This is a genomic window from Mesorhizobium sp. C399B, from assembly GCF_030323185.1.
Lineage (GTDB): Bacteria > Pseudomonadota > Alphaproteobacteria > Rhizobiales > Rhizobiaceae > Mesorhizobium.
On sequence record NZ_CP100472.1, the window covers coordinates 2,271,208 to 2,291,872 of the forward strand.

The 20,665-nt window shown below is 63.3% G+C and carries 17 protein-coding genes; 7 read left to right on the forward strand and 10 right to left on the reverse strand.

The features are described 5' to 3' along the window. The first annotated feature begins 95 nt into the window (after positions 1 to 95). The gene (locus tag NLY36_RS10760) at positions 96 to 1,016 is read left to right on the forward strand and encodes a zinc-binding dehydrogenase (protein ID WP_023735121.1); all 921 of its coding nucleotides are present in this window, start codon (positions 96 to 98) and stop codon (positions 1,014 to 1,016) included. Between the two features lie 15 nt (positions 1,017 to 1,031). Here the strand turns inward: NLY36_RS10760 and NLY36_RS10765 are convergent, their stop codons facing one another. From NLY36_RS10765 to NLY36_RS10805, 9 genes are all read right to left on the reverse strand, one after another. Beyond that, positions 1,032 to 1,784 carry an SDR family NAD(P)-dependent oxidoreductase gene (locus NLY36_RS10765; protein WP_023669777.1) on the reverse strand — a complete coding sequence of 251 codons (753 nt, stop codon included), beginning with the start codon at positions 1,782 to 1,784 and terminating at the stop codon, positions 1,032 to 1,034. A 130-nt stretch (positions 1,785 to 1,914) separates the two neighbouring features. Next, the gene (locus NLY36_RS10770; RefSeq protein ID WP_023669778.1) at positions 1,915 to 4,191 is read right to left on the reverse strand and encodes a transglycosylase domain-containing protein; all 2,277 of its coding nucleotides are present in this window, start codon (positions 4,189 to 4,191) and stop codon (positions 1,915 to 1,917) included. Between the two features lie 183 nt (positions 4,192 to 4,374). Next, positions 4,375 to 4,785, reverse strand: a complete 411-nt coding sequence (locus tag NLY36_RS10775; RefSeq protein WP_023669779.1) for a type II toxin-antitoxin system HicB family antitoxin — start codon at positions 4,783 to 4,785, stop codon at positions 4,375 to 4,377. A 36-nt stretch (positions 4,786 to 4,821) separates the two neighbouring features. Beyond that, positions 4,822 to 5,004 (reverse strand): hypothetical protein, encoded by a 183-nt coding sequence (locus tag NLY36_RS10780; RefSeq protein ID WP_023733598.1) that lies wholly within the window; start codon positions 5,002 to 5,004, stop codon positions 4,822 to 4,824. Between the two features lie 144 nt (positions 5,005 to 5,148). Further along, complete coding sequence (locus tag NLY36_RS10785; RefSeq protein ID WP_023683048.1) at positions 5,149 to 5,295, reverse strand: hypothetical protein; 147 nt, start codon at positions 5,293 to 5,295, stop codon at positions 5,149 to 5,151. Between the two features lie 25 nt (positions 5,296 to 5,320). Further along, positions 5,321 to 5,575, reverse strand: a complete 255-nt coding sequence (locus tag NLY36_RS10790) for a GlsB/YeaQ/YmgE family stress response membrane protein (protein ID WP_023683047.1) — start codon at positions 5,573 to 5,575, stop codon at positions 5,321 to 5,323. 105 nt (positions 5,576 to 5,680) lie between these two features. Continuing rightward, positions 5,681 to 5,887 carry a hypothetical protein gene (locus tag NLY36_RS10795; protein WP_023683046.1) on the reverse strand — a complete coding sequence of 69 codons (207 nt, stop codon included), beginning with the start codon at positions 5,885 to 5,887 and terminating at the stop codon, positions 5,681 to 5,683. A gap of 80 nt (positions 5,888 to 5,967) precedes the next feature. Beyond that, positions 5,968 to 6,588, reverse strand: a complete 621-nt coding sequence (locus NLY36_RS10800) for a ribonuclease D (protein WP_023698188.1) — start codon at positions 6,586 to 6,588, stop codon at positions 5,968 to 5,970. A gap of 77 nt (positions 6,589 to 6,665) precedes the next feature. After that, entirely contained in the window at positions 6,666 to 8,051 is a 1,386-nt protein-coding gene (locus NLY36_RS10805; protein ID WP_023686593.1) for a M20/M25/M40 family metallo-hydrolase, read from the reverse strand. Positions 8,052 to 8,495: 444 nt separating this feature from the next. On the opposite strand from NLY36_RS10805, the gene polA reads away from it, so the two are divergent. After that, a complete protein-coding gene (gene polA / locus NLY36_RS10810) occupies positions 8,496 to 11,423 on the forward strand; it encodes a DNA polymerase I (protein WP_023700122.1) in 2,928 nt (975 codons plus the stop codon). Between the two features lie 203 nt (positions 11,424 to 11,626). Here the strand turns inward: polA and NLY36_RS10815 are convergent, their stop codons facing one another. Continuing rightward, positions 11,627 to 12,031, reverse strand: a complete 405-nt coding sequence (locus NLY36_RS10815; protein WP_023669789.1) for a Fur family transcriptional regulator — start codon at positions 12,029 to 12,031, stop codon at positions 11,627 to 11,629. 293 nt (positions 12,032 to 12,324) lie between these two features. Here NLY36_RS10815 and NLY36_RS10820 point away from each other — a divergent pair, with 293 nt between their 5' ends. The 5 genes from NLY36_RS10820 (at position 12,325) to amrB (ending at position 20,640) form a co-directional block, all read left to right on the forward strand. Then, a complete protein-coding gene (locus tag NLY36_RS10820; RefSeq protein ID WP_023735122.1) occupies positions 12,325 to 14,544 on the forward strand; it encodes a caspase family protein in 2,220 nt (739 codons plus the stop codon). A gap of 101 nt (positions 14,545 to 14,645) precedes the next feature. Continuing rightward, entirely contained in the window at positions 14,646 to 15,026 is a 381-nt protein-coding gene (locus tag NLY36_RS10825) for a hypothetical protein (protein WP_245260181.1), read from the forward strand. Next, positions 15,023 to 15,736 (forward strand): DUF4760 domain-containing protein, encoded by a 714-nt coding sequence (locus NLY36_RS10830; RefSeq protein ID WP_023735123.1) that lies wholly within the window; start codon positions 15,023 to 15,025, stop codon positions 15,734 to 15,736. The genes NLY36_RS10825 and NLY36_RS10830 overlap by 4 nt, the downstream gene beginning before the upstream one ends. Positions 15,737 to 15,793: 57 nt before the next feature. Then, positions 15,794 to 18,772 carry a caspase family protein gene (locus NLY36_RS10835; protein ID WP_050591488.1) on the forward strand — a complete coding sequence of 993 codons (2,979 nt, stop codon included), beginning with the start codon at positions 15,794 to 15,796 and terminating at the stop codon, positions 18,770 to 18,772. A gap of 149 nt (positions 18,773 to 18,921) precedes the next feature. Then, positions 18,922 to 20,640 (forward strand): AmmeMemoRadiSam system protein B, encoded by a 1,719-nt coding sequence (gene amrB, locus NLY36_RS10840; protein WP_023735125.1) that lies wholly within the window; start codon positions 18,922 to 18,924, stop codon positions 20,638 to 20,640. Positions 20,641 to 20,665 lie beyond the last annotated feature (25 nt).

Genomic DNA, 20,665 nt, shown 5'->3' on the forward strand with positions numbered 1-20,665 from the left:
CGACTATTCGCCATGATAGCTAAATTCTTTGATCCGGGAAGTCGATAGGCTCTGGTTCGTGGCTGGCATTTCACAAACCGGCAGGAAGGCTTCCCATGCGCGCCCTCGTCATCTCTCCCGACAGCCCCACCGGACTGACGTTTGCCGAGGCCAACGAACCTCAACCCCTCGCCAACGAAGCGCTTGTCTGCGTCCACGCAACCTCGTTGAACCGCGGCGAACTGCGCCTGCTCACCATACGCCCAAAAGGCTGGATACCCGGCCAGGACATCGCAGGGATTGTCGAACGGGCGGCAGCCGATGGCTCCGGGCCTGCCGTCGGCGCCCGGGTTGTGGCTTTGGTCGACGAGGCCGGCTGGGCGCAACGGGTCGCCGTTCCGACCGACCGCCTCGCCGTCATCCCGGACGAGGTCAGCTTCGTTTCCGCCGCCACGCTTCCCGTGGCGGGCACGACGGCCCTAAGGGTCTTGCGCCATGGCGGCGACCTCGCGGGACAGCAGGTCCTGATCACCGGCGCGAGCGGTGCGGTCGGCCGTTTCCAGATCCAGCTCGCCCGCGAGCAAGGCGCCGCGGTGACTGCAATCGCCGCCGCCCGGCACGCCGAGGATCTCCGCGGTCTTGGTGCTCACGAGGTCGTCGAGTCGATCGAACTGGCCGAAGGGCCATTCTCTCTGATCACCGAGTCGGTCGGCGGCCAAAGCCTCGCCCATGCCATCGAACGCGTCGCCCCCCGCGGCACCATCGTCATGTTCGGTTCGAGCAGCGGCGAACTCACGCCGGTTGGCTTCAGACAATTCGTTCCGGGCCATGAGGGAGCGGGGCTTCAGACTTTCGCCTACTACACATCCGGTCCAGCCATTGGCGCGGACATCGCCTCGCTGCTCGCTCTGGTCGCGGCCGGCCAGCTGGAAACCCGCGTGTCCATGACCGTGCCGTGGACAGACATCGCCCAGGCCCTGGACGCCTTGCGGCAGCGCAGCTTCAGCGGCAAGGCTGTTCTCACCATCGCCGAATGAGCAGTCTGTCAGCGCTCAGACGTGCTGGCCGCCATTGATGTGGATTTCCGAGCCCGTCACATAGGACGCCTGCTGCGAGCACAGGAAGAAGATGATGTCGGCGACTTCCGAGGTGGCGCCAAGGCGCCTGAGTGGGATCGTCTCGACGATCTTGTCGGTGCCAGGCGACAGAATCGCGGTGTCGATCTCGCCCGGCGCAATCGCATTGACGCGGATGCCGTGCGGGCCGAAATCATGCGCCATCTCGCGCGTCAGCGAGCCGAGCGCCGCCTTCGAGGTCGCATAGGCGGTGCCGGCGAAAGGATGCACGCGCGTGCCGGCGATCGAGGTGACGTTGACGATCGAGCCTTTTGCTGCAGCAAGCTCCTTGAAGAGGCCCCGCGCGAGCATGATCGGCGCGAAGAAATTGACCTGGAACACGTCGCGCCAGACATGCATCGGCGTGTCGATCGAATCCATGCGGCTGTTGCCGTCCTTGAGCTTCGGCGAAATGCCGGCATTGTTGACCAGCGCGTGCAATTGCCCGCCATGCGCTTCCAGCCGGTGACGGATCTCCGAGACGGCGATGCCGACATCCTCCTGGTCGGCGAGATCGACCTTGATGTGGTCCTCTGGGCCGGCTGGCCACGGGCAATCCTCGGCAAAAGCCTGGCGCGAACAGGTGATGACCCGCCAGCCCTCACGCGAAAAGCGCTTGACCGTGGCATGTCCGATGCCGCGGCTGGCTCCGGTCAGCACGATGGTTTTTCTGGTGTCGGTCTCAGCCATGTCTGTCACTCCGGCCGGAGATGTAGCCGAATGCCGCGAAGGTGGCGAGAGGCCGAATTGTCACCGCAGCTCTCATATGAGGAACGGATTGCCAGCTCGCATTTGGTTCGAAGCTAGAATGACGAGCCGCTCAGCCGCCGCCGAGAATATCCAGGATTGAGGTTTTCCGCTTCTTGGTCGGGCCGCCGACGCTGCCCGGCGGTACCGGATGCTTGATCGAGGCCGTGGTGCCGCCGTCGCCCGGCATGTTGAAACCGTCGGCATCGACGGTTTCGGCCGGACGGCGGACCGGTGCTTGTGCGGGTACAGCAGCAGGTGCCGGTGCGGCAGCAGGCTCAGAACGGCTGACGGCCACGGCAGGCAACGGCGCCGCCTGATTGTTATCGACTGACGGAATATCGTCGGGCACGATGGTGTCGGGCGGCGTCGACTTCCAGGTGCCGGGCAGCGGCCGGACCGGCACGCCTTCATGCGCGGCCACCATGAACTCGTGCCAGGCCTGTGCCGGCAGCGCGCCACCGGTGACCTTCTTCATCGGCGTGCCGTCATCGTTGCCGAACCACACGCCGGTGGTGAGGTTTGCGGTGTAACCGACGAACCAGGCGTCGCGCGAATTCTGGCTGGTTCCGGTCTTGCCGGCAGACGGCCAGGCGAAGGCCGCCTTCTTCGCCGTGCCGATCTCGACCGTGCCGGTCATCATCGAGTTCATCATGCCGACAATGTTCGGCTTGACGACGCGCGGCGCGCTGCCGCCATTGTCGTCATAGAGCACCTTGCCTTCGGTCGTGGTGATGCGGCGGATGAAATGGATGTCGGGCTTGTAGCCGCCATTGGCGAACGGCACATAGGCCGATGTCAGCTCCAGCGGCGTCACTTCCGAGGTGCCGAGCGCGATTGAGGTGTTGGCGATCAGATCGGATTGGATGCCCATGCGATGCGCCGCCTCGACCACCGCGTCGGGGCCGACCTCCATGGTTAGCTGTGCCGCGACGGAATTCAGCGACTTCGCCAAAGCGGTCGCCAACGTCACCTTGCCGAAATACTTGCCGCCGTAATTGTCCGGTGTCCACTTGCCGATCTTGATCGGTGCGTCGTTGCGCACGCTGTCGGGCGTGCGACCAGCTTCCAGCGCGGCCATATAGACGAACGGCTTGAAGGCCGAGCCCGGTTGACGGCGTGCTTCGGAGGCGCGGTCGAACTGGCTGGTCGAATAGTCGTAGCCGCCGACCATGGCGCGCACGGCGCCGGAATTGTCGATCGAGACCAGCGCGCCCTGGCTGACATTGAGCTTCTTGCCGCTCTCGTCGATCAGCCGGCGGATCGACTCTTCGGCGAGCTTCTGCAGGTTGAGGTCGACGGTGGTGTCGACGACGATGTCGCTGCGCACGTCGCCGATCAAATCGGGCAGCTCTTCCATGATGGTGTCGGCGACGTAGTTTTCCGAACCGGTCCAGTAGGATGGCGCGCGCGTTGCCGGCGCGCTCATCGCCGAGGCCAGTTCCTTGGCGCTGATCTTGCCTTCGTCGCGCATGGCGGCGAGCACCAGCTGCGAACGCTCCTCCGCCGCCTTCGGATCCCGCGCCGGCGACAGTCGCGACGGCGCCTTCAAGAGGCCGGCGAGAAGGGCCGCCTCCGACAGAGTGACGTCGCGCGCGCTCTTGCCGAAATAGCGGCGCGAGGCCGCCTCGACGCCATAGGCGCCGGAGCCGAAATAGACCCGGTTGAGGTACATTTCGAGGATCTGGTCCTTGGTATGCTTGTGCTCCAGCCACAGCGCCAGCAGCACTTCCTGCACCTTGCGCTCCAGCGTGCGGTCGGGCTTCAGGAACAGGTTCTTGGCCAGTTGCTGGGTCAGCGTCGAGCCGCCCTGCGAGAAACGCCGGCCCAGAACATTGGTCACCATGGCGCGTGACAGGCCGATCGGGTCGATGCCGAAATGCGAATAGAAGCGGCGGTCCTCGATGGCGATGACGGCTTCCGGAATGTAGGGCGACATTTCGTGCAGGCCGACCGCCTCGCCGCCGCTCATGCCGCGGTTGGCAAGCAGTTGCCCGTCGACCGAGACGATCTTGATGTTGGGCGCACGGTCGGGGATCGACCAGGTGGTCGCCGCCGGCATCTTGGCGCCGTAATAGACGACGATGCCGGCCACCGCGATGCCGCCCCAGATGCAGAGCACGAAGCACCAGTAGAACATCCGGGCCATCACGCCGAACAGCCCGCGCCGGGGTTTGCCGCGCTTGCCGCGTGACGATGATTTTGCCTTGGAGGTTTTGCGCGCCGAAGATGATTTGCGATTGGCCGGCACGACCCGATCCTCCTCGTTCACCGAAAAACCGGCCGCGGATTTCGCCTTTGGCGATCCCTCGAAGCTGGGTTCGACGCGACTGTCTCTGCGGTTCGCCATGCGTTGCGCTGTCTTCCCGGTATCAATGGCGCTCGGGTTGGAGGGTAGATGCGGCGGTTTAAGGGCGCGTTAAAGCAGGGTTTATGCACCCTTCTGAAATTCCTTAAGAATTTCTAAAATCCGCTGCCGCTGGCTAACAGGCGTCGGCAACGCGGTACTTTGGCGGGTGCCCGAGATCACTGTTCAAACAGTTTGACGGATCTTGTCTCGCAACGCGGCGGCGACAAAGGCCGATCGGGTGACCCCCAACCGATTGGCTGTTTCGTCAGCCTCGGCGAGCAAACCGGCATCCAACGAGATATTGGCCCGGGCCGGACGGCCGGCATCTCGGATCAAGGGCACGGACATCAAGATAGCGCCAGCGGCGAGCGCTGCTCGAACCTCAGCATCTTCTAAAAGCGCCTCGACTTTGCGAGGAGTGGGGATTTTACGGCCGTCCGCGATTTCTTCAGCCACCCATTCGGCCAACGCGGCCATAGCGTCCTTTACAGCCTCGTCCCGGCTTTCCGACTGCGCGACGCAGCCAGGAGCATCGGGAAACGAGACGCCGACAAAGCCGTCGGCAGCATCCACGAGTGCGACATAGCGAGACATATCTAAGAACTTTCCTTATTCCGATTTTGTAAGCCGTTAGGCCCAACCTGCCGCCTGGGCGATAGACCGAGCTACCAACGGCGTCAGAGTCCTGTGGCGAGGAACCATGATCGTCGGCATTCCGTCCTTTTTGTACTTGTCATGCTTCGTGCCGCCGACGTTCTTCCAGCCCTCCCTCTCGAGCCGGCCCTTGACTTTGGCGGTGTTGGTTTCGTTCATTTCTCGGCTCAAATCTATGTGCAAATTTTTGCACATAGTGGAAACGAAAGTCAATCACGATGTGCAAATATTCGCACAAGGCAACTCCCAAATCGCCGTAAAATGCCTGGATGACAAATCAGCGCCACCCGCAGGCGGACATCATCAATTCTGCTGGATCGAAATGCCTTTGTCGTCGATCTTCAGCTCCACGCCCTTTGGCTTGGTCTGCTCGTGATAGACATAGATACCTAGCGCAATGACCACGACCAAGAGCGCGCCGATGAGGAGATAGAGGGTGTTCTGTTTCATGGCGCGCTCCGTTTCGTATCGAGCGTCACGCTCGCTTCAAGACCTTGACCAGCACCAGCAGGATGACAGCGCCGATCGTGGCGTTGATGATGGCAGCCAGAATGCCGCCGCCGATTGCGAAGCCCAGCCTTGGAAACAGCCAGCCGGCGATCAGGGCGCCGATAATGCCGACGACGATGTTGCCGATGAGGCCGAAGCCGAAGCCCGAGACGATGAGGCCGGCGAGCCAGCCGGCAATGGCGCCGATTATGATGAAGATGAGAAGGCTTTCGATGCCCATGACGCGTTCCTCCAGGAAGAGAGGCTACGGAGCGGAAGGCCCCGAATCGGCCTCGATATCAACGACTTCAGGCTATGCGAAAGCAGTTGCACCCGCCAGCGGCGCTCATTGATCGTCGTCATCGTCGCTGGAGACTGGCCGCCAGCTGGTCGGGTCGACCTTTTTCTGGGTATCGCTGTCGGTGTAGACCCACCAGGCGCCGTCGCGATATTGCCCGACGGATTCGCTGACGACGCCGGCGCCGTCCTTCCACAGAACAGTGACCTTGGATCCATCCGTCGGGGCGGTCGCTATCGGTTTGCGGTCTGCCACGTCATCCCCCTCATTGAGTCGACAGAACGCCACGACGCGTGTCTGGTTGCAAGGCTGCCGGAAGCGTTATCCGAAGGCCATCAGCTGTGGGCAAAAATATCCTCTTCGTCCCAACCCATCAAATCGAGCTTGGCACGCGTCGGCAGGAAGCGGAAGCAGGCGTCGGCTTCCTTGGTGCGCCCGTCCCGCGCCAGGCGTCCAGCCAGCACCTCGCGCAGACGGTGCAGATAGAGAACGTCGGAAGCGGCATATTCGAGCTGTTCGGGCGACAGGGTCTCGGCCGCCCAGTCCGACGATTGCTGCGCCTTCGACAGGCCGACGCCAAGCAGTTCGAAGCAGATGTCCTTCAAGCCGTGCCGGTCGGTATAGGTGCGGGTCAGCCGCGAGGCGATCTTGGTGCAGAACACCGGCTCCGGCATGACGCCGAAGGCATTGTACAGCACGGCGAGGTCGAAACGGCCGTAGTGGAACAGTTTCGATATGCCGCGGTTGCGGAGCAGGCTGACGAGGTTCGGCGCTTTCTTCTGGCCGGGCGCGATCTGGATCACGTCGGCCGAGCCATCGCCGGGCGAGATCTGCACCACGCAAAGCCGGTCGCGGTGCGGGTTCAACCCCAGCGTCTCGGTATCGATGGCCACCGCGTCGACATTGTAGTGGGCGAGGTCGGGCAGATCGTTCTTGTGGAAGCGGATGTCGGGCATAGTTGTCTCCGGATCGCGGCGTAACTCGTCCTCGCCGCGATCCGCTGAAAAATCAACAAGAAAACTTCCCAGCCTCCTCAGCGCGTCAGCGCATCGAGAATGCGCGCCCAGGAGCGCTGGCCCTTGTGGAAGGAGGTCAGCTCGTATTTCTCGTTGGGCGAGTGGATGCGGTCGTCGTCGAGCCCGAACCCGACCAGCAGCGATTCCATGCCGAGATAGGTCTGGAAGTCGCCGACCACCGGTATCGAGCCTCCGCTGCCGGTCGTCACCGCTGGCTTCGGCCATTCATCCGACAGCGCAGTCTTGGCCTTGGCCAGGAATGGCGAGTCGTAGGAAAGCTGAATTGCCGGCCCGCCGCCATGCGGGTGGAATTCGACCGAACAGTCCCTGGGAATGCGCGCCTTGACGAATTCCCGGAACGCGGCGCGGATCTTCTCGGGGTCCTGCTTGTGGACGAGGCGGAAGGAGATTTTCGACGACGCTTCCGCCGCGATCACCGTCTTGAACCCCTTGCCGGTGTAGCCGCCGATGATGCCGTTGAACTCGGCCGTCGGCCGCGCCCAGGTCAGTTCCATCACCGAGCGGCCTTTTTCGCCCGACGGGATCGAGAGGCCGATCGGTCCGAGGAAGGTTTCGGCGGTCTCGCCCAGAGTTTCCCATGATTTCAGGATCTGCGACGGCGTTTCCTCGACCCCGTCATAGAAGCCGGGAATGGTGATGTGGCCGTTCTCGTCATGGATGTCGGCGAGGATTTTCGCCAGGATGCGGATCGGGTTGGCGGCGGCGCCGCCATAGAGGCCCGAATGCAGGTCGCGATCGGCGGCCTTGACGGTGACCTCCTCGCCGACCATTCCGCGCAGCGAAACGCAGATCGACGGCGTTTCGCGGTCCCACATGCCGGTGTCGCAGACCAGAGCGAAATCGGCCTTGAGCTCATCGGCATTGGCCTCGAGGAACGGCTTCAGCGACGGCGAACCGGACTCCTCCTCGCCCTCGAACAGGATGGTGATGCGGCAGGGCAGATTGCCATGCACCTGCTTCCAGGCGCGGCAGGCCTCGACGAAGGTCATCAGCTGCCCCTTGTCGTCGGCCGAGCCACGGCCGGTGATTACCTTGTGACCGGGCTCGATCTCCTTGACCGCCGGCGCAAACGGGTCGTTCTCCCAAAGCTCGATCGGATCGACCGGCTGCACGTCGTAATGGCCATAAAACAGCACATGCGGCGAACCGGCGGGGCCTTCATGGTGCGCAACCACCATCGGGTGTCCCGGCGTGTCGCGCACCGAAGCGTCGAAGCCGATCAGCTTGAGGTCCGCCACCAGCCATTCGGCGGCCTTGCGGCAGTCGGCGGCATAGTCTGAATCGGTGGAGATCGACTTGATGCGGAGCAGGCCGAACAGGCGCTCCAGGCTCTGGTCGAGATTTTTGTCGAGACGGTCGAGGACGGAGGAAATGGTGGACATTACTGCGGGCCTTTCTTTTCGGTGCCGGGACCGTAAAGGCAGCGCATCAAAACGAAAAGCCCGCGATCGTTGGACCACGGACCGTAAACACTTGTCAGAAGGCAAAAAAGAACCGCCGTGGTGGAGGGGAACCACGGCGGTCTTTTACTCGAAACGATGCGGCAGCCCGGAGAGGGGGGATAGGCTGCCGCAATTGTCCGGGATAGGCGGGGGACGGGCCTTGCTCCGGACTCGGCGAAAACTGCCGATGACCTTTATTTGTGTCTCGGATCGTGGCGTTTCAAGGGCACAAAAATTACACTTTTGTAACATAGCCGTGAGCGCCGAGGCAAACAGCAGCAGGACCTATCGGCAGGCAGGCTCTGTCAGCATGTCGCCGCAACACCTGTTGGAAGCCCGCCTTTGCCATGGACCGCGCCGTCCTGCCGCGCTATCCCTGCCGGCATGAAAAAAGGCGACCATCTCTTCCTTATCGACGGCTCCGGCTACATCTTTCGCGCCTATCATGCGCTGCCGCCGCTGACCCGCAAATCCGATGGGCTGCCGGTCGGCGCGGTCTCCGGCTTCTGCAACATGTTGTGGAAGCTGATGCAGGACGCCCGCAACACCGATGTAGGCATCGTGCCGACGCATTTAGCGGTCATTTTCGATTATTCGTCGAAAACCTTCCGCAACGATCTTTACCCGGAATACAAGGCCAACCGCAACGCACCGCCCGAAGACCTGATCCCGCAATTCGGTCTGATCCGCCAGGCAACCGTGGCCTTCAACCTGCCTTGCATCGAGATCGAAGGCTACGAGGCCGACGACCTCATCGCCACTTATGCCAGGCTGGCGTGCGAGGCCGGCGGCGACACCACTATCATCTCCTCTGACAAGGATCTGATGCAGCTGGTCGGACCCACGGTCGGCATGTACGACCCGATGAAGGACCGCCAGATCGGCATCCCCGAAGTCATCGAGAAATGGGGCGTGCCGCCGGAAAAGATGATAGACCTGCAGGCGCTGACCGGCGACTCCGTCGACAATGTGCCGGGCGTACCCGGCATCGGGCCGAAAACGGCGGCGCAGCTTCTGGAACAGTTCGGCGACCTTGACGGGCTGCTCGCCCGGGCCAGCGAGATCAAGCAGGACAAGAGGCGCGAATCCATCATCGCCAATGCCGACAAGGCGCGCATATCGCGCCAGCTGGTGACGCTGAAGAACGACGTGCCGGTGACCGACGGGCTCGACGATTTCGTGCTGCATGCGCCGGATGGGCCGAAGCTGATCGGCTTTCTCAAAACCATGGAATTCACCTCGCTGACCCGCCGTGTGGCCGAGGCGACCAGCACCGAAGCCGGCGATGTGCAGGCTGTCGCCGTCACCGTCGAGCGCGCCGACACCGCGCACGGCCCCGATGTCGGCTCCGGCACACCGGTGCCTGCGGCAACACAGGATGAAGCCAAATCCGAAACCGCAAGGGCCGGGGACGCGCCTTCGCTGCTTGCCGCACTTCGCCTGGAAACGGCCGCCGCGGCCAAAATCGATCCTGCCGCCTATGTCGCCATCCGCGACACGGCAACGCTCAAGACCTGGCTGGCCCAAGCCAAGGAGACCGGAACCGTCGCCTTCGACACCGAAACCACGTCTTCCGATCCGATGCTGGCCGACCTCATCGGTTTCTCCCTGGCGATCGGCCCCGGCCGCGCCGCCTATGTGCCGCTCGCCCACAAGAGCGGCGCTGGCGACCTGCTCGGCGGCGGCACGCTGGAGAACCAGATTCCGGTCCGCGAGGCGCTGGCGCTGCTGAAGCCGTTGCTGGAAGACAAATCGGTGCTCAAGATCGCCCAGGACGCCAAATACGACATCGTCGTCATGAGCCGCCACGGCATCGATATCGCACCCTTCGACGACACGATGTTGATTTCCTATGTGCTCGACGCCGGCACCGGCCACCACACTTTGTCCTCGCTTGCCGACAAATGGCTCGGCCATGCCACGACGCCGCTCAAGGATCTCGCCGGTTCCGGCAGAAGCTCGGTCGGGTTCGAGCAGGTCGACATCGACCGGGCGACCGCCTACGCCGCCGGCCATGCCGACGTAGCGCTGCGGCTATGGCAGGTGCTGAAGCCGCGACTTGCCGCCAAGGGCCTGGTTTCGGTCTATGAGCGGCTGGAACGGCCGCTGGTGCCGGTGCTGGCGCGGATGGAACAGCGCGGCATCTCGGTCGACCGCCAGATCCTGTCGCGGCTCTCCGGCGAGCTGGCGCAAGGCGCTGCACGGCTGGAGGAGGAGATCTACGGCCTTGTCGGCGAGCGCATCAACATCGGGTCGCCAAAGCAACTCGGCGACATCCTGTTCGGCCGCATGGGCCTGCCCGGCGGCTCCAAGACCAAGACCGGGCAATGGTCGACCTCCGCGCAGCTTCTGGAAGACCTCGCCGCCGAAGGCCACGAACTGCCGCGCAAGATCGTCGACTGGCGCCAGCTGACCAAGCTGAAATCGACCTACACCGACGCGCTGCCCGGCTTCATCCATCCCGACACCAGGCGCGTGCACACATCGTATGCGCTGGCCGCAACGACGACGGGCCGGCTGTCCTCCTCCGATCCCAATCTGCAGAACATCCCGGTGCGCACCGCGGAGGGACGCAAGATCAGGACGGCCTTCATCGCCGACAAGGGCCAGAAACTGGTCTCGGCCGACTACAGCCAGATCGAACTGCGCGTGCTTGCCCACGTCGCCGAGATCCCGCAGTTGAAGCAGGCCTTCGCCAATGGCGCCGACATCCACGCCATCACCGCCTCGGAAATGTTCAACGTGCCGGTCGAAGGCATGCCTTCCGAAGTGCGCCGCCGCGCCAAGGCGATCAATTTCGGCATCATCTACGGCATCTCGGCCTTTGGGCTGGCCAACCAGCTGTCGATCCCGCGCGAGGAGGCCGGCGCCTACATCAAGAAATACTTCGAGCGTTTCCCCGGCATCCGCGACTATATCGAGGCAACAAAAGCCTATGCCCGCGAGCATGGCTTCGTCGAAACCATCTTCGGCCGCCGCATCCACTATCCTGAGATCCGGTCGTCAAACCCGTCGATCCGTGCCTTCAACGAGCGCGCCTCGATCAACGCCAGGCTGCAAGGCACCGCTGCCGATATCATCCGCCGCGCCATGGTGCATATGGACGAGGCGCTGGAAAAGGCCGGCCTGTCCGCCCGCATGCTCTTGCAGGTGCATGACGAATTGATCTTCGAGACGGTTGAAGCGGAAGTCGAGGCGACGATCCCCGTGGTGCGCAGGGTGATGGAGAACGCGCCGATGCCGGCCATCTCGATGTCGGTGCCGCTGCATGTCGATGCCCGCGCAGCGAACAACTGGGACGAGGCGCATTAGCGCCGGATACGCCGCGATCCTTCACACCCCCCTCTGCCCTGCCGGGCATCTCCCCCGCAAGGGGGGAGATCAGCCGCCACTTCCGGTTTCGCCAATCTCCGACGTTGCTGCAATGGGCGCAGCGCTTGAACTGCCAATCTCCCCCCTTGCGGGGGAGATGTCCGGCAGGACAGAGGGGGTGCTGTCCCGCCAGCGTCGAAACGTTAGGCAGCCTCAGCCAGGCACTTGGCACACGTCCCTCGAAACTCGATCACCGCCTTCTTCGCAGCAAACCCGGTCGAGCGCACCCATTCGTCCAGCCGATGGTCGACGTCATGGTCGGACATCTCCATCACCTGCCCGCATGTGTCGCAGATAGCGAAGGCTGTCATCGAATGCGTATGGTCGTGCGGTTCGGCGCAGGCGACGAAGGAGTTGAGGCTTTCCAACCGGTGCACGAAGCCTGACTTCACCAGGCTGTCGAGCGCCCGGTAAACCTGTAGCGGCGCGCGGAAACCGCGCTCGCGCAGCTGGTCGAGAAGCGTATAGGCGCTGAGCGGTCCGCTGGCGGCCTCGAGCTTTTCGAGCACGCTCAGCTGATTCTTCGTCAGCACATCCCTTGCCGCCATGATCCCGTTTTCCGATCGTTTAGAGCATGATGCCGAAAAGTGTGGAGCGGTTCTCGGACGACATCGTTCCATCTGTTTGATCCAGCGCCGCTCGCAAATCATTTCTGCCATGCGACGGTCTCAATTCTCTTGAGATAGCGATGAAGCAGGCTTTTTGCCACTGTTTCCGTTATCGCCATCGACACCATGACCACCACCGCCGATTGACGGCACCGACCACATTCAAAATACTGACAAAATTCGCGACGAAAGGTGCCGCACTTGCAAATTCGATCGGGCTTGGGGAAGCAATTATGATCAAACTGACACGACGGACGCTGCTCGTCGGCACGTCGGCGCTTGTGGCTGCCGGTACGGTTTCGTTCCGCGCTCTCGCCGCCTCGCGCACCTATCACGCGCTGCTGGTTGCCTGCACCGACTATCCGAACCTGCCGCAGAAGAACTGGCTGATCGGGCCGAAGAACGATGCCGGCCTGGTGCGCGACTATCTCCTGAAGAACACGCCCGATCCGGTGAAGTTCTCGGCCGAGAATGTGATCCTGCTCGCCAAGGACGTCGAAGGCGCCAACGGCCCGCCGACGCATGCGGCGATCAAGGCCGCCCTTGCCGACCTCGCCGGCAAGGTGCAACGCGACGATTTCGTCTATCTGCATCTGTCGGGCCACGGCGCCCAGCAGCCGCAAGCCAAGGCCGGTGACGAGACCGACGGCCTCGACGAGATTTTCCTGCCGTCCGATATCGACAAATGGATCAACCGCGAAGAGGGCGTGCCGAACGCGCTGGTCGACAACGAGGTCGGCGCCGCACTCGACGCCATCCGCGACAAGGGCGCCTTTGTCTGGGTGGTGTTCGACTGCTGCCATTCGGGCACCGCGACGCGCGCCGCGGAAGTCGATGACGAACTGGAGCGCAAGGTCGAGTTCGCCGACCTCGTCGGCGGCGACAACGCGGCGAGAGCAGCGGCGGTGAAGACCTATGACGACATCTCGGCAAGCGCATCGCGCGGTTTCGACGAGAATGGCGGCCGCAAGCCGGCCTTCAACCTGACGCCGACCGGCGCAGAGCCGATCGCCAGGGGCAAGCTGGTCGCCTTCTATGCCGCGCAGACGGTCGAGACGACGCCGGAAATGCCGCTGCCCAAGGGCACGCCCGACGCGCCGCGCTTCGGCCTGTTCACCTTCACCATCCTGTCGATATTGGCCGAGAACCCCAACGTCACCTATCGCCAGCTCGGCCAGGCCGTGCTGCAGCAATATTCGGCCGACGGCCGCACAAGGCCGACGCCCCTGTTCGAGGGCGAACTGGACGCCCGCGTGTTCGGCACCGACAAGACCGACGCCGTCATGCAATGGCCGATTGCCGTCAAGGACGGCGATGTCGCGATCGGCGCCGGGCTGCTGCAGGGTCTGACCCCCGGCAGCAAGCTCGCCATTTTGCCTTCGGCGCTGTCGAAGCTCTCCGACGCCGTCGGCTATCTCGAAGTGAAATTGGCAAAAAACCTCGAAAGCCAGCTCGCACCGGTCGAATTCGACGGCAAGCCGGCGCTTGCGCCGACGGCGGTGCCCGCCGGCGCCTATGCGCGCGTTGCCGAACTCGCAGTCGACTACAAGCTGCTGGTGGCAAAGCCGGCGCCGACCGCAGGGCTCGATAAAGAAACCGAGCTGGTCAATTCGGTTCTGGACGAATTGGTGGCGAAGCCGAAGTCCGGCTTCCACATCGCGCTGGTCGAGCCCGGCAAGAGCGCCGATCTGCGGCTTGCGGTGCTGCGCGAAAAATCCATGGACGGCGCTGCCGCCAACGCCAGCGACGAACCGGCGCTGTGGTTCCTGCCGGCGTCCGGCGACATCAGCTTGAAGGACGGCAGCAAGCCGCCGCGCATCGTCATCCATCAGGATGGCCGCGACAAGCTTGCGGAAAACACAGCCAAGAACCTGACCACGATCTTCCGCGCCACCGGCCTGTCGCGGCTCGCCGCGGCGTCCGACTACCGGCCGGACGAGGTCAGCGTCCAGTTCCTGATCAAGCGCCAGGACAGCGATGTGCTGGAGCCGATCGAATCCTCGACGGTGCCGCGCGTTTCGCCGGGCGATCAGGTACACATTGCGGCCAAGAACGGGTCCGACGAGTTCGTCGACATCAACGTGCTCTACATCGGCAGCGACTATTCGATCACCCATATCGTCGCCGAGCGGCTGGCGCCGATCAACCAGCAGGCCGATCAGGGCCTGAAGGAAGGGCTGCTCGCCTTCACCGACACCAGCTTCGGCATGGAGCGCATGATTGCCGTGCTGACCGAGGCGCCGCCGCAGAGCGAGAAAGAGGATCTGAGCTTTCTTGCCCAGGAAGGCGTGCGCGCCGTGACGCGTGCCGCATCGGGAACGCCTGGTTTTTCCGACATGCTGGCCGACATCGGCATGGCGCCGGCGACGCGCTCGGTGATGCGGCTTGCCGACAAGAGCGGTCCCAAAGGCGCGGTGATGATCTTCCCGATGGAGACGGTGCCCCGCGCCTGACCTGACATCGCTTCGCCGGCTCTTGCCGGCGTGATATATGAACATTCCCGGCTCGCGACACTTCTATGCGCCGCGGCTGAATGCAACAGATGAGGACATCAGTGACTATCCCCGTGCTCTCCTGGCGTGCAGCGACGGCCGGCCTTGCCGGAAGCCTGTTGCTGGTTGCCAGCGCCTCGGCGGACGAGAATTGCGGCCTGTGCGCCAAGCAGATCGTCACCAACTCCGAGCTCGCCACCTGCTTTCTCGACCAGTACGACCAGATCGCCAAGACCGGCAACACGGCCGTTGTCGTCGATCTCTCCAGCTGCGCCTCGCGCGGCGTGGTCGAGCCCTTGCCGTCACCCAGCAAGGCGGCTGCCGAACCGGACGTGCAGTTCATGATTTCGCGCACGCAGCTCGATTGCCTGAAAAAGAAGCTGGAGACACCCGGCATCGTGCTCGATCCCACCGCCATTATCCAACTGGACAGCTGCGGATGAAAAAGCCGGGGGGCACTGCAACGCAAAAATCGCCAGCCACATCGGCGCCGGCACCGGCCAAGAAGCCGGCGACCTTGCCCGAAACCACCGAAGGCTTTCCGTGGCCGAGCAGTCACGAGATCAAGAAGGAAGCCAACCCGTTCACCGACCGCGACTGGCGCATGCTGATCTATGCCTGGTCGGGTCTCGCCGTGCGCCTGGCGATCGTCTTCACCTTGGGCTTCTCGGTCTTCCAGTTTCTGGCAAACCAGGAACAGAAGCGCGTCGAGCAGACGATGTCGCTGGTCGAGCTTTGGGAAAGCAAGGATTTTCAGCAGGCGCAGCGCGCGCTCAAGGAGCGCCTCTCGTCGCTCAACGCCAAATACGACAATCTGCTCAGCGCCACGCCGTCGCCAACCGAGGAACAGGTTTTCCGGCAACGCATCGGCATCGAGGCGATGACTGCCGGCGGCGGCACCATGCCGATCGCCGATTTCAACGACAATTTCGACCGCATCGTCTATTTCCTCAATCGTCTCTCCATCTGCGTCGAGGGCAAGCTCTGTTCGCGCGATGTCGCCGATGCCTATTTCCGCGACTATGCGGTGTCGTTCTGGAGCTATTTTGCCGGCTACATCGAAAAAGAACGCAAGGCCGGTTCCGCCAATTATGCCCAGGCGATCGAGAATTATGTGCGTCACGGGTCGCCGCCGTCCGCCGACTCCAAATAGCGGCGCAACAAGGTGCCGGTCAGCTCCCATGCCCTGCGTGCTTTCCGGTGGCTGGTCATGCTCGGTCTTCTGGCGCTGGCGTCGGTCGCCCGTGCCGAGGACCTCGATTTCCATCTCGATCTCAACACCGGCGGCCACAGCGCCAGGGTCACCGACCTTGCCTTCACGCCGGACGGCGAGGAACTGGTCTCCGCATCTGACGACAAGACCATCCGCATCTGGGACTGGCAGAGCGGGGTGACGCTCCGCACCATTCGCGGCTATCTTGGCAATGGCAATGACGGCAAGGTCTTTGCGATTGCCGTGTCGCCGGACGGCAAGACGATCGCCGCCGGCGGTTATTTCGGCGCCGGCATCGGCGACAAGCCCCCTTATGGCGATATCAGGCTGTTCGATTTCGCCACCGGCAAGATCAAAACCGTGCTCAAGGCCGCCGACTATGCCATCTATGATGTCGCCTTTTCACCCCACGGAAACATGCTCGCCGCCGGCGGTGGCGATGGTTTCGTCTACCTCTGGCGGGCGGACGACAAATCCGCGTCGGGCTGGACGCTGGCGGAAAAACTCGATGCCGATTCCTGGCGTGTGGAAAAGCTCGCCTTCGCCGCTGCGGGAACCCGGCTGGCGGCAGCGACCACCGACAATGGCATAAGGCTCTGGGATGTCGCCAAGGCTGAGGAGATCGCCTTGCCCGCCGAGGCCGAACCGCTGCGCGATGTCGGCGTCGCCGCACTCGCCGTGTCATTGGATGGCAGCCTGTTTGCCACCGGCAGCAAGGACGGCGACGTCCAGCTCTGGCAGGCCAGCACGGGCAAATTCGTCCGCGCCATGCCGAAGCAGGATTTCCAGATCGGCGCTCTGAGCTTCGCCACGGGTTCGCGGCTTGTCGCGGCCTGCAGCTACCACTGCGCCGACAAGCATCGCTCGGTGGTCTGGAATACCGACAGCGGCGAGCAACTGCTCGACTATAACGGCCATGACGGCACGGTCTTTGCTGGCGCCGGCAATGCCGACGGCTCGCTGGTGGCGACAGCCGGCGGCACCCGCAACGCCATCCAGGTCTGGAACCCCATGACCGGCGAGCGCAAGGCGCTGCTGCAAGGGGTCGGCGAACCGGTGACGGCGATCGGGATCGATGCGGCGAGCAGCTCCATCGCTTGGGGCAACACCAACCCCTGCCCTGAACGCGTGTCCTGTCCCGAGCTGCAGGGCACGCTGGACAAGGTACTGGCACTACCGACGGCCGAGCGGTTCTTCGAAGACCCGGTGGCGTTGGCGGAACAGGGCGCCTATGCCCGCGCGGCACTCGCACAGGGTGAGTGGTCGCTCCGTGCTGCCCCCGGCGGCAAGGACGGCCTGGAGAATGCCGTGCTCGAAATCGCGAGCGGCGGAAAGGTGATGCACAGCATCGAGAATGCCGCCACCGATGGCTTCGTCCATTCGGCTTACACGCTGATCGGCAATGGGCTTGGCCTGATCACCGGCGGCAGCGACGGCACGCTGTTGGAATACAAAACCGCGGCCGCCGATGTATCGGGTGAATTCACCGGCCACACCGGCGAGATCAACGCCATGGTTGCCGCCGAGAAGGAAGGGCTGTTGGTCACCGGCAGCGCCGACCAGACCGTGCGGTTGTGGAATTTGAAGAGCCACAAACTGATCGTGTCGATGTTCTTCGCCGGTTCCGAATGGATCGCCTGGATGCCGCAGGGCTACTATTATTCCTCCGCCGACGGCGACAAGTTGATAGGCTGGCACGTCAATCAGGGTCGCGACCACGAAGGGCGTTTCATCAGCGCCGGCCAGCTGAAGAAATATCTCTGGAGCCCGGAAATGGTGCGCCGGGCCATCATCCTGCGCAGCGCCGAACAGGCGGTCCAGGAAATGCGCCCCGGCGTCGACCGCGAGCTGGAAAAGCTGCTCGAGCGCAAATCGCCGGAATTCGGCATCAAGCTTGCCGCCGACCAGAGCAACGTCCGCGAGGGCTATGTCGCCGTCGAGATTTCGGGCGTGCAGGAAGCCGGCGCCGATGTCGCCGGATTTTCGATCCTGTCGAACAGCCGCAATGTCGGCGATGTCACCGCACGCTCGGCCGATGGCGGCAAGAGCATCATCGTCGAAGTGCCGGTCGAGAATGGCGAAAATACCATTCGCATCACCGGCACCAACGAGTTCGGCTATCTGACCGAGCGCAGTGTCACAGCACTTGGCAGGAAAACCGAAAAGCCCGCCAACAAGGGCAAGCTCTACGTCGCCGTGATCGGCGTCGACAAATATCCCTTCCTCACCGATGCATGCGCCGGCCACGCCTGCGATCTGCGCTATCCCGTCGACGACGCTACCGAATTCCTCAAGGTGATCTCGCAGAAATCCGCGCCCTTGTTCTCGGCGATGGAGACGCTGGTTCTGGTCAACCGCGAAGCGCTGGATGAGGCGCCCGATGCCGGCAAGGACGTGTTCAAGGTCGCCAGCGCCGACAGCATCCTGGAGCCGGATTCCGACACGATCGACGACCAGCTCGCCGATTTCCTCGACAAACCCGGCGAGAACGACACCACCATCATTTTCGTCGCCGGTCACGGCATCAACATCGACGAAGACTATTATTTCATCCCCACGGACGGCCGCAAACAGGATCCCGACCGCTGGAAGCGCTCCTCGCTGGTCGACTGGGGCGACATCCAGAAATCGGTTGAGCGGGCCAAGGGCATGCGCTTCATGCTGCTCGACACCTGCCACGCCGCCAACGCCTTCAACCCGCGCTTGGAAAAAGACGCGCAGGACGCACGCATCGTCGTCTTCTCGGCCACCGCTGCCAACAACACCGCCGCCGAACTGCCCGACCTCGGCCATGGCGTCTTCACCTATTCGATCCTCGAAGGCCTGCGCGGCCGGGCCAAGACCTCCGACGGCGGCGTGACGCTGTTCGGCCTCGCCGACTACATATCGCGCGAAGTACTGCGGCTGACCGCGTCCAAGCAGAAGCCGTTCTACTATGTCGGCGGCGTGGAGAACATTGTGCTGGCTGAGCCGTGAGAGGTCGGCACCCAGGCACCCCCCTCTCGCCTGCCGGACATCTCCCCCTCAAGGGGGGAGATCGGTCTCTTCATTGTTGGAGATCTATTTTCAAGGTTGATGATTGGCGAAAGTCGAGGCGACATCCAATCTCCCCCCTTGCGGGGGAGATGTCCGGCAGGACAGCGGGGGGTGCCTGGGCACGGACCAGCATTCTGGTCTTTGCCACCGCCTTGCTTATCCTCTCAGTGCTTCAAGCGTCTGCCGCCCCCATCACCTGCCCGCCCGGCGACACAAACTTCCCGTCCTTCTACTCCGACCCCACACTCTTCACCGACGCCATCGCCGCCGTCGCCAGAATCGAGCCGTCCAACCAACGCCTCACCGGCATCACAGTCCCCCACCACCTGCTCGTCGCAGATCTCGTCGCACTCGGTTTCCACGCCGCGTCCGGCTTCCGCTACAAGCGCATCGTCATCCTGTCACCGGACCATTTCCACGAGACGCAGAAACTCTTCGCCACCACGACGCGCGGCTTCGACACCGTGCTTGGCCCGGTCCTGGCCGACACGGCAGCCCTGCACCTTCTCCAGGCGAACAGCGACATGGTCGAGGACTCCTGCCTCTTCGCCAAGGAGCACGGCGTTCAAGCCATGCTGCCCTTCCTGCACCATTATTTTCCCGAGGCAACCATCGTGCCGGTGGCGATGTCGGTCAAGGCGAAGCGCGGCGACTGGGACCGGCTGGCGCAGGCGCTGAAAGCGATCGTCGACAAGGACACGCTGATCATCGAATCCACCGATTTCTCGCATTATCTGCCGCAGCACGAAGCCAGGCGTTTCGACCAGCAGACGCTGAACATGCTCGCCGCCGGTTCGCTCGACGGCATCGCGGCGCTGCGCCAGCCGGATCACGCCGATTCGGTCGGTGCGCTCTATATCCAGACCAGGCTGCAGCGCGAACTGTTCGGTGCTGCGCCCCTGGTCGTCGCCAACGAGAACTCGCAGGCGCATTCGGGCGACTATGTCGAGCGCACCACCAGCTATGTCGTGGCGCTGTTCGGCGCCTTCGGCCCCGGCTTGAACAATCCTGCCCGTCCCGACGACAAGCTCTATTATTTCGCCGGCGACGTGAATTTCGGTCGCGCCATGATGAGGATCCTGGTCCGCGACGGTGTTGCCGAGAAGATCGTCGACAGCGTGCTGGCCCTGACCCGCTCGCGGCCGCTGATCGTCAATCTCGAAGGCGTCATCCTGCCCAACGTCCCTGAAGCGATCGACGACATGACGCTGGCGATGCCAACCGATCTCGCCATCGGCATGCTGAAGAAATTGCATGTCGCCGCTGTCAGCCTTGCCAACAATCACGCCTATGACCTCGGCCCGTCAGGCTATGCCGAGACGCTGGCCGCTCTGGACGCCGCCGGCATCGCCCATTTCGGCCAGGGCGAGACGCTGGCGCTTGCCGATCTCGACCTGGTCGGGCTGACCGACATTGATACCAACGGCTCCAGGAACACCGACCTTCTGACGCCTGCTTTGCTCGACCGGCTGCTGCACGACAATGCCGAGCGGCCGGTGATTGCCTTCGTCCATTGGGGCCGCGAGTACAAGACGGAGCCGTCGCCGCGCGAGGAGATGCTTGCCGACCAGATGCGGCTGCGCGGCGTCACGGCAATCGTCGGCGGCCATCCGCATGTATCGAGCGAGGCGATCCTTCCGCTCGGCGGCGGCGATGTTGCGGAGATCTATTCGCTCGGCAATTTCCTGTTCGACCAGAAGGCCGAACGATCGTCCGGGTCGATGCTGGAACTCAGGGTGTTCAGCCAGGGCACGATCTTTGCCAGGCTGATCCCGCTGCCCAATTATTTCGAGATGGGCTCGAAATAACGCGATTCCCGAAAGGACGTGACAG

Coding starts and splice junctions, on each gene's coding strand:
- NLY36_RS10780 (WP_023733598.1), bottom strand. CDS start 5,004: ATGAACGAAACCAACACCGCCAAAGTCAAGGGCCGGCTCGAGAGGGAG.
- amrB (WP_023735125.1), top strand. CDS start 18,922: ATGTCCGGCAGGACAGCGGGGGGTGCCTGGGCACGGACCAGCATTCTG.
- NLY36_RS10800 (WP_023698188.1), bottom strand. CDS start 6,588: ATGCCCGACATCCGCTTCCACAAGAACGATCTGCCCGACCTCGCCCAC.
- NLY36_RS10830 (WP_023735123.1), top strand. CDS start 15,023: ATGAAAAAGCCGGGGGGCACTGCAACGCAAAAATCGCCAGCCACATCG.
- NLY36_RS10805 (WP_023686593.1), bottom strand. CDS start 8,051: ATGTCCACCATTTCCTCCGTCCTCGACCGTCTCGACAAAAATCTCGAC.
- NLY36_RS10765 (WP_023669777.1), bottom strand. CDS start 1,784: ATGGCTGAGACCGACACCAGAAAAACCATCGTGCTGACCGGAGCCAGC.
- NLY36_RS10775 (WP_023669779.1), bottom strand. CDS start 4,785: ATGTCTCGCTATGTCGCACTCGTGGATGCTGCCGACGGCTTTGTCGGC.
- NLY36_RS10815 (WP_023669789.1), bottom strand. CDS start 12,031: ATGGCGGCAAGGGATGTGCTGACGAAGAATCAGCTGAGCGTGCTCGAA.
- NLY36_RS10790 (WP_023683047.1), bottom strand. CDS start 5,575: ATGGGCATCGAAAGCCTTCTCATCTTCATCATAATCGGCGCCATTGCC.
- NLY36_RS10760 (WP_023735121.1), top strand. CDS start 96: ATGCGCGCCCTCGTCATCTCTCCCGACAGCCCCACCGGACTGACGTTT.
- NLY36_RS10785 (WP_023683048.1), bottom strand. CDS start 5,295: ATGAAACAGAACACCCTCTATCTCCTCATCGGCGCGCTCTTGGTCGTG.
- NLY36_RS10770 (WP_023669778.1), bottom strand. CDS start 4,191: ATGGCGAACCGCAGAGACAGTCGCGTCGAACCCAGCTTCGAGGGATCG.
- NLY36_RS10820 (WP_023735122.1), top strand. CDS start 12,325: ATGATCAAACTGACACGACGGACGCTGCTCGTCGGCACGTCGGCGCTT.
- polA (WP_023700122.1), top strand. CDS start 8,496: ATGAAAAAAGGCGACCATCTCTTCCTTATCGACGGCTCCGGCTACATC.
- NLY36_RS10835 (WP_050591488.1), top strand. CDS start 15,794: ATGCTCGGTCTTCTGGCGCTGGCGTCGGTCGCCCGTGCCGAGGACCTC.